The sequence below is a fragment of the Cupriavidus basilensis genome (assembly GCF_029335485.1).
Taxonomy (GTDB): domain Bacteria; phylum Pseudomonadota; class Gammaproteobacteria; order Burkholderiales; family Burkholderiaceae; genus Cupriavidus; species Cupriavidus basilensis_E.
Genome location: NZ_JARJLM010000663.1, coordinates 1 through 8,586, shown reverse-complemented (window position 1 = coordinate 8,586; position 8,586 = coordinate 1). Strand labels below are relative to the sequence as shown.

The window sequence follows — 8,586 nt, the reverse complement described above, 5'->3', positions numbered from 1 at the left end:
TCGGTGGACTATCTCGATGCACTATCATGACGCTGCTCCGTTTCGAACAGCCACTCATGACACAGCATTATTCCCAGCCTTCCACCCAAGCCCCGGCCAGCGCCGGCTCGCCGGACGATTACCTGCCAGGCATGCCCTACCGCCACTACAAGGGCGGTGCCTATGCCATCGCCGGGCTCGGGCGCATCGAGTCCGACCTGTCGCAGGTGGTGGTCTACGAGGCGATGCGGGACCGGTCCCAGCTGTGGGTCCGGCCACTGGATGTTTTCAGCCAAAGCGTGGATACGCCGCAGGGCCCGCAGCCGCGCTTCGCGCCGGACTGGCCCGCCGCGCTGGACTGCCTGGACTTCCTGCCGCGGGCGGCGGTGCTGCAGGTGCTGGCTTGCTACGATGCACCATACCGTCGCTACCATGATCGACAGCATGTGCTGGAGATGTTCGCGGTGGCGCAGGCGCGCGGCCTTGCGCTGACGCCGGCGCAGGCGCTTGCCGTGCTGTTCCACGACGCGGTGTACGTGCCGGGATGCGAGCACAACGAGGCCGCTTCGGCGGCGCTGATCGAGACCATGGCGCAAGGCGTCGATACGGCGGCGATGTCGCTGGCCGCGCGCATCGTGATGGATACCTGCGGACATCGCGCCTCGACGCCGGAATCTGCGCTGGTGCTGGATCTCGATCTCTATCGCCTGGCCGCGCCGGCGGCGGACTTCGATGCCTATACCCGCGCCGTATTCGAGGAGAACCGGACGCTGCTGGCCAACCGCTCCGGGCTGGCCGGCGATGCCCTGTACGCTGGCTTCATGCAGCGCCGGATCGCTTTCCTGCAGGCGCTGGCGCAACGTCCCCAGCTCTTCCTCAGTCCGGCCTTCTCCGATTGCGAAGCGCCCGCGCGGGCCAATATCGCACGCATGGCAGCGGGAGGCTGATCCGATGGTTGCTGCTCCCGTTCAGACGCTTGCCCTGGCGCAACCCGCCTCCGCCCCCTGGCTTACGCCGGCCACCGCGCTGGGCGTAGTGGGCCTGCTCGCCTTGTTCGCATTGTTGCTGTTATGCCTGGTGCGCGGGCTGTTGCTTGTGATCCGGCCGCTGGTGCGCCGCCTCGATAGCGCTCGCCTGCGCGGACACCTTGCACTGCAGGCCCGCCCGGGCCAGTGGCCGCGCCTGGTGCGCATGCTGGAGCGCGATATCGTGGAATTGCTGCTGCTGGCGCTGGGCGGCGTCCTGTTGCTGGCTTGCGCCGCTGCCTTGCTGTGGCTGGGCGAGTCCATTGTCGAGGGCGCACCGCTGGTACAGGTGGACCAGGCGGTGTACGCCCAGTTGCGGACCTGGCAGCAGGGCTGGCTGGATACGGTCATGGTGGGCCTGACCGAACTGGGCGGCGCGCGCGTTTCCGTGGCGGTGGGCGTGACCGTATTCGCCTGGCTGGCGTGGCGCCGTGCCTGGGTGGCGGCGGCGTATTGGGTGGGTGCGCTGGTCGGCGCCCGCGCTTGCGTGATGGTGCTCAAGCTGGCGCTCGAGCGTAGCCGCCCGGCCAGCATCTACGGTGGCCTGGAGTCATTCTCCTTTCCCAGCGGCCATGCCACCAGCAGCATGGTGACCTATGGTTTCCTGGCCTTCCTGCTGTGCCTGCGCCAGCCCTGGCGGGTGCGCATGCCGGTGGTCGCCCTGACCGCGGTGGCCGTGACGCTGATCTGCCTGTCGCGCCTCTATCTGGGCATGCACTGGCTTTCCGACGTGCTGGCCGGCTGCGCGCTGGGCTTTGCCTGGATCGTGCTGCTCGGCACCGCGTATGCCACCCTGCACGAGCCGGAGCGGCTGGCGCCGCTGTGCCTGGGCGCGGCCGCGGCGGCGGCGGTGGTGGTGGTCGGCGCGTGGATCGTAGCGTTCCAGCTGCCCGCCACAGTCGAGCGCTACCGCCGTGCGCTTACGGCTGAAACGGCTGCGCCGGCGGCAGGCGCGACACCAGCAGCTGATCGATCTTGTGATGGTCGATATCCAGCACTTCGAAGCGATAGCCTGCCACCTCGATGGCTTCCGATTTCTTCGGGATGCGCTTGAGCGTATAGATCACCAGCCCGGCGGCGGTATCCACGTAATCCTCGCCGGGCAGATCATCCAGTTCCAGCGCCTTCTTCAGGTCCACCAGCGGCGTCACGCCATCGACCAGCCATGAGCTGTCGTCGCGCCGCACGATCTGCTCGTCCTCGGTGGAGTAGATGATATTGCCCATCAGCGCGCCCACGATATCGTCGAGCGTGACGATGCCGACCACCAGCCCGTATTCGTTCATCACCACGCCGAAGCTCTGGTGCATCTCGCGAAAGCGCGTGAGCGATTCGGTGAGCGTCAACGTGTCCGGGATCACCAGCACGTTCTTGTTGTGGTGCTTGCCGATATTGCCGATGTTGCCGATCACGCCGGTGGAGTCGTCGGCCAGGAACATCTGCAGGATGTCTTCGGAATCGATATAGCCCAGCACGTCGTCGAGGTTATGGCCGCATACGGGATATTGCGCATGCGGGTGGCTGACGAGCTTGCGGCGCAGGCTGTCGGCGGACTCGTCCAGGCCGAGGTAGGTCACGTCGTCGCGCGGCGTCATCACCGCGGTGATGTTCTTGGCATCGAGCTCGAACACGTTCTCGATCAGGTGGATCTCATGCTTGTGGAGTACGCCCGCCTCCGCCCCGGCGTCGACCATGGCGGCGATGTCCTCCGAGGTGATCTGGTCGATCTGCTTGGTCGGCACGCCGAACAGGTGCAGCATGGCGTCGGCGGCGCCGTTGAATACATAGAGCAGCGGCTTGAAAAGCTTGATGAGCGTGAGCATCGGCCCGATCACCACCAGCGCGCAGGCTTCGGGGAACGTCATGGCGATGCGCTTGGGAATCAGGTCGGCGAACTGGATGAAGAGCAGGGTGACGATCAGGAAGGAACCGACATTGGCGATGCGCTGGGTGGTGGCGGCGTCAAGGTAGGGCAGCAATGCCGTCTGCACCAGGTCGGAGACATGCTTCTCGCCGACGATACCGGCCAGGATGGCGACGCTGTTGACGCCGATCTGCACGATGGTGAAGAAGTTGCCCGGCTCCTCCTTGAGCAGCATGATCTTGGTGGCGCGGTGGTCGCCACGCTCCGACAGCGTCTGCAGTTTGGTGCGGCGCGATGCGGTCAGCGCGATCTCGGATATCGAGAAGAAGGCACTGATCAGGACGAGGAGTAGCAGCAGAAGGGCGAACATAGGTTTGGAAGGGCACCGGTCAGGCGCTTTGATGATGGTGCACGGCGTACGGAACTGTCAAATTCTGCAAACGGCAGCGGCGCCGGCCGGCAAGGTGTTTCATTTCGGGGCGTGCTCGAAACTGACCGCTGGCGCTTCCAGCCGCTGCGGCAGGGTGGCCGCAAGTTGCAGTGCCGCATCGGCGAACTGCTCGCGCATATCGTCGGCCAGGCTGGAACTGCCGCGGTGGCTGGCGCGCAGCAGCTGGATCTCGAATGGCAGCGCCGGCTTCACTTCATGCAGCGAGACGCGCTCCGGGTTGGCTCCCAGCGCGGTGTACTGGTCCAGCAGGGTGAGGCCGAGGCCGGCGTCGACCAGGGACAGCGCCAGCGAGTAAGTCTGGACCTCCAGCGTGGAGCGCGGTTCGAGGGCATTGCGCGCCAGCGTCTGGCGCACCAGCAGCCCGAGCGAGCTGTTGTCGTCGTAGGCAATGAAGGGGCGCTCCACCAGGCGGTGCATCGGCACGTCGGCCCGCCGCCCGCGCGCCGACAGCGGTTCGCCGCGCGGTACCGCCAGCAGCATCTGCCCGCCGGCCACCGGTTCGCTGGCGATGGCCTCGTGGCGCGGCGGCGAGAAGGCGAATCCCAGGTCGATCTGGTTGGCCAGCAGAGCCTGCACGATTTCGTCGGTATGGTGGGTCAGCACCTGCACCTGGGTTTCGGGATGGCGCGCGCAGAAACGGCGCACGGCAGGCACCAGCAAGGGGCTGGCCAGGCTCGGCGTGGCCGCCACCCGGAGCCGGCCGGCGCCCTTGTGGCGCAGGCTTTCGGATACGCGGCGCACCCGCTCGATCTCGCCATAGAGCCGCTCGACATCGCCATATAGCGCGCTGGCCTCCGGCGTGGCCTGCAGCCGGCCTTTGACGCGGTCGAACAGCCGGAAGCCGAGCGTAGCTTCCGCATGTTGTAGCACGCGCGTGACCACCGGCTGGGAAACGTGCAGCAGCCGCGCGGCCTCGCTGACGGTACCGGTCAGCATGACGGCACGGAAGACTTCGATTTGTCGCAGTCGCATGGTGGCAGAGGGAGGGGATCCGGAGTCACCTATAGCTTAAAGACATATTCTTGCACGTATTCGCATTGGGCAAACGGACCTGCCTGATCTACCCTGCCCGGATCGGATCAAAGAGGCGGGTGATGAAGGTTGCAATCGTGGGGGCGGGGGTGGTCGGGATGAGCACCGCCTGGCGGCTGGCGGGCGACGGGCACGAGGTCACCGTGCTGGAACGGCGCGGCGGGCCGGGCGAGGAAACCAGTTTTGCCAATGGCGGGCAGCTCAGCTACAGCTATGTTGCGCCGCTGGCCGGGCCCGGTGTGCTGGCCAAGGTACCGGGCTGGCTGATGCGGCCGGATTCGCCCATGCGCTTCCGTCCGTCGGGCGATCCGGCGCAGTGGCGCTGGCTGGCGGCGTTCGCGCGGGCCTGCAATGCCCGCACCAGCGAAGCCACCACGCGCAAGCTGCTGCGCCTGGCCTTTTATTCGCGTGACCTGATGCAGGCGTTTGTCGACAGCCAACCGGTGGAGTTTGGATTTGCCCGGCGCGGCAAGCTTATTGTGCACCGCGATAAAGACAGTTTCGAGGCAGCCTGCCGCCTGCTCGACTATCAGGCCAGCCTGGGCTGCGAGCAACAGGCACTGGACCGCGATGCATGCGTGGCGCTGGAGCCGGCGCTGGCCGGCATCCGCAGCAAGATCGCCGGCGCGATTCATACCCCCAGTGAGGAAGTGGCCGACTGCCATCGCTTCTGTCTGGCGCTGGCACAGTTGCTGCGTGAGCGGCCCGGCGTGACGCTGCGTTTCGGTACCCGCGTGCTGGGCATCGAGCGGGAAGGCGATCGCGTGACAGGGGTGCGCACCGGATCCGGGCTCGAGCGGGCGGACGCGGTGGTGGTCGCCGGCGGCATCGGCAGCGTGGCGCTGCTGAGGCCCTTGGGCCTGCGCGCGCCGCTGTGGCCGCTCAAGGGCTACAGCATCACGGTGCCGCTCGCCGACGGCGCCAGCGCACCGCATATCAGCATCACCGACTTTGCGCGAAAGATCGTCTATGCCCGCATCGGCAACACGCTGCGCGTGGCGGGTATGGCCGACCTGGTGCGCGCAAGCAACGCGATCGACCCGGCCCGGATCGCCACGCTGGCTGGCGAGACGCGCGCCTTGTTTGGCGACATTGCGCCACGCTCCGGGGCAGATCGGCTGCAGCCGTGGGCGGGCCTGCGTCCGGCTACGCCGAGTGGCTTGCCCCTGGTGGGGCCGTCGCGCCTGCGCGGCCTGTGGCTCAATATCGGCCACGGTGCGCTCGGTTTCACGCTGGCGCTCGGCAGCGCGGGCTTGCTCGCCGATCGCCTGGCCGGGCGCAGGCCCGTCATCGAGGCCGAGGATTTTGCCGCAACGCTGGCATGAGCCGGCGCGGCCGCGCTTGAGTCGATCCGTGTTTCCTGTAGTGCCTTGCCTGTTTGTCTTGCTGAAGTTTGTCTTGCTGAATACCGAAGCGTCATCGAAGCATCATCAACACACCACGAGCCATGTCCCTGTCCAAGGAGAGCCACACAATGAAACCGCAAGCGCGTCCCAACCGATTTTCCCGTGGCCTGCTGAGCGCGGCCGTCCTGGCACTGGCTGCCGGCGCCGCCGGCAGCGCCTTTGCCGACGACGGCGACACGCTGCGCAAGATCAAGGACACCGGCGTGATCTCGCTGGGCTACCGCGAGTCGTCGATCCCGTTCTCCTACACCAACGGAAAGGACGTGATGGGCTATTCGCACGACATCCTGCTGCAGATCGTCGACAAGGTGAAGGCGCAGCTGCAGATGCCCAACCTGCAGGTCAAGCTGATTCCGATCACGTCGCAGAACCGTATTTCGCTGATGCAGAACGGCACCATCGACATCGAATGCGGCACCACCACCAACAACCTCGAGCGGCAGAAACAGGTGGCGTTCTCCAACAGCCTCTTTGTCTATGGGCTGCGCATGCTGACCAAGAAAGACTCGGGCGTGAAGGATTTTCCCGACCTGAAGGACCGCAATGTGGTGACCACTGCCGGCACCACGGATGAGCGCCTGCTGGTGAAGATGAATGGCGAGAAAGCCATGAACATGAACCTGATCAGCACCAAGGACCATGGCCAGTCCTTTCTGATCCTGGAGACCGGCCGCGCGGTAGCCTTCGTCATGGACGAGCCGCTGCTCTACGGCGAGCTGACCAAGGCCAAGAACCGCGACGAATGGACCGTGGTCGGCACGCCGCTGCAGACCGAGAACTACGCGTGCATGTTCCGCAAGGACGATCCCTCCTTCAAGAAGCTGGCCGACGGCGTGATTGCCGGCCTGATGAGCAGCGGCCGTGCCGAGCAGCTCTACCAGAAGTGGTTCCAGTCGCCGGTCCCGCCGCGCGGCATCAATCTCAACTATCCGCTTTCCACCGATATGAAGGACCTCTACGCGCACCCGAACGACAAGGCTTTCCAGTAGGCGATGGCAGGACAGGCGGCCGGGTGGGGAGGGCGAATCGTTATTGCTGTGTACTCGGGGTTTGCTGTAGGCTGAAAGCCGGACTACGCTCGGACTATGCTCCTGGCGTCGTCATGGGCTAACGCTTGCCGCAGCGGCGCGGACCGTGTTCGCGTCGCTTGTGCTGACTGGAGAACATATGCGATCGCTTCGTACTGGCTGCCTCGGGGCACTGCTTGCCGTTTCGTTGCTGGCCGCGGGCGCCCCGGCGCGGTCCGCCGATCTCCTGGACACCGTGAAGCAGGCAGGCGTGCTGAAGATCGGGCTGGAAGGTACCTATCCGCCTTTCAACTATCGCGGCGCCAGCAACCAGCTGGAAGGCTTCGACGTCGATGTGGCAAAGCTGGTGGCGGCCAGGCTGGGCGTCAAGCCGGAGTTCGTCACCACCGAGTGGAGCGGCATCATTGCCGGGCTGCAGGCTGGCAAGTTCGACGTCATCGTCAACCAGGTCGCGGTGACGCCGCAGCGCAGGCAGGTGCTGGATTTCTCCACGCCTTACGTCTATTCGGCCGCGCAGCTGATCCAGCGCAAGGACGACAAGCGACAGTTCAAGTCCCTCGATGACCTGAAGGGCAAGAAGCTCGGCGTCAGCCTCGGCAGCAACTACAACGAACTGGCCAAGTCGGTGCCCGGCATCGATGTCAAGACCTATCCCGGCGCGCCCGAGTACCTGCGCGACCTGGCCGCGCAGCGCGTGGACGCCGCGCTGAACGACCGGCTGATGATCGGCTACCTGATCAAGACGTCGAACCTGCCACTGCGGCCGGGGGCGCTTGTCGACGGCGGCAACTCCGAGGTGGCGATTCCTTTCCGCAAGGACAATCCCAGGTTCGCGCAGGCGATCGACCGCGCGCTGGACGAGGCGCGCAAGGATGGCAGCCTGGCCAGGATGTCGGTGAAGTGGTTCGGTAGCGACGTGACCAGGCCGGCGAAGTAGGGGCCGCCGGCGGCTGGGGTGCGAATGCCGCCGATGCCCCCTTGTGATTTCGCAGTACCGCCATGGCATGGCCGCTAACGCCATCGCCGTTGCCATGGCCGGCACGATCCAGGGCTTCCCATGTCCGCTCTCCAGCTCGTCGTCGATTCGCTGCCAGTGCTGCTGCAGGGCATGCTGCTTACCATCAAGTTCGCCTTGCTGTCGATGGCCTTCGGGCTGGCGATCGGCATCGTGGTCGCGCTGATGGGCATCAGCCACCGGCGCGTGCCGCAGGCGGTCGCGCGGGTGTACGTCAGCGTCATGCGGGGCACGCCGCTGCTGGTGCAGATCTTCGTGGTGTACTACGGCCTGCCGGGCATCGGCATCGCGCTGGAGCCCACGCCGGCGGGTGTGCTGACACTAAGCCTGAACGTGGGGGCGTACCTGTCCGAGAGCATGCGCGGCGCCATCCTCGGCATCCCGCGCGGGCAGTGGCTGGCGGCTTATAGCCTGGGCCTGACGCAACGCCAGACCTTGCGCTTCGTGGTGGGGCCGCAGGCGCTGCGGCTGGCGGTGCCCAGTTTGTCGAACAGCCTGATCAGCCTGATCAAGGATACTTCGCTGGTGTCGGTGATTACGGTGACGGAGTTGCTGCGCACGGCGCAGGAGGTGATTGCGGCGACTTACCAGCCGTTGCCGCTCTATCTTGCCGTGGCGGGGATTTACTGGGTGCTGAGTACGGTTTTGGCGCAGGTGCAGCGGGTGTTGGAGCGGAGGTTGTCGTTGCCGGGGCGGCATTGAGAGGGCTTTGAATGATGCGATGGGTTTGCTGGCGTTATTTCTGGGTTTTGTAGGGGGCTGATGATGGTCTGCAGGGTGGTGTCA

7 protein-coding genes and 1 pseudogene are annotated in these 8,586 nt (G+C 65.8%); 6 read left to right on the top strand and 2 right to left on the bottom strand.

Features of this window, described 5'->3' with window-relative positions; all coding sequences use genetic code 11:
• Together P3W85_RS40875 and P3W85_RS40870 are read left to right on the top strand one after the other, a co-directional pair.
• Window positions 1-926, top strand: a 926-nt coding sequence (locus P3W85_RS40875) for a DUF1653 domain-containing protein (RefSeq protein WP_430869710.1), incomplete at its 5' end; no start/stop codon positions are given.
• A 4-nt stretch (window positions 927-930) separates the two neighbouring features.
• Window positions 931-1,767: pseudogene (locus P3W85_RS40870) on the top strand (phosphatase PAP2 family protein); the annotation flags it as partial.
• 157 nt (window positions 1,768-1,924) lie between these two features.
• Here the strand turns inward: P3W85_RS40870 and P3W85_RS40865 are convergent.
• Window positions 1,925-3,238: a hemolysin family protein gene (locus P3W85_RS40865; RefSeq protein ID WP_017230342.1), complete on the bottom strand. Its 1,314-nt coding sequence runs from the start codon at window positions 3,236-3,238 to the stop codon at window positions 1,925-1,927.
• Between the two features lie 99 nt (window positions 3,239-3,337).
• Entirely contained in the window at window positions 3,338-4,291 is a 954-nt protein-coding gene (locus P3W85_RS40860) for a LysR family transcriptional regulator (protein WP_276269003.1), read from the bottom strand.
• Between the two features lie 122 nt (window positions 4,292-4,413).
• Between P3W85_RS40860 and P3W85_RS40855 the strand changes: the two genes are divergently transcribed.
• The 4 genes from P3W85_RS40855 (at window position 4,414) to P3W85_RS40840 (ending at window position 8,502) form a co-directional block, all read left to right on the top strand.
• Window positions 4,414-5,676, top strand: a complete 1,263-nt coding sequence (locus tag P3W85_RS40855; protein WP_276269002.1) for a D-amino acid dehydrogenase — start codon at window positions 4,414-4,416, stop codon at window positions 5,674-5,676.
• Window positions 5,677-5,825: 149 nt separating this feature from the next.
• A complete protein-coding gene (locus P3W85_RS40850; RefSeq protein WP_276269001.1) occupies window positions 5,826-6,746 on the top strand; it encodes a glutamate/aspartate ABC transporter substrate-binding protein in 921 nt (306 codons plus the stop codon).
• A 178-nt stretch (window positions 6,747-6,924) separates the two neighbouring features.
• Window positions 6,925-7,722 carry a transporter substrate-binding domain-containing protein gene (locus P3W85_RS40845; protein WP_017230324.1) on the top strand — a complete coding sequence of 266 codons (798 nt, stop codon included), beginning with the start codon at window positions 6,925-6,927 and terminating at the stop codon, window positions 7,720-7,722.
• Window positions 7,723-7,842: 120 nt separating this feature from the next.
• Entirely contained in the window at window positions 7,843-8,502 is a 660-nt protein-coding gene (locus P3W85_RS40840) for an amino acid ABC transporter permease (RefSeq protein WP_017230323.1), read from the top strand.
• Window positions 8,503-8,586: the final 84 nt, after the last annotated feature.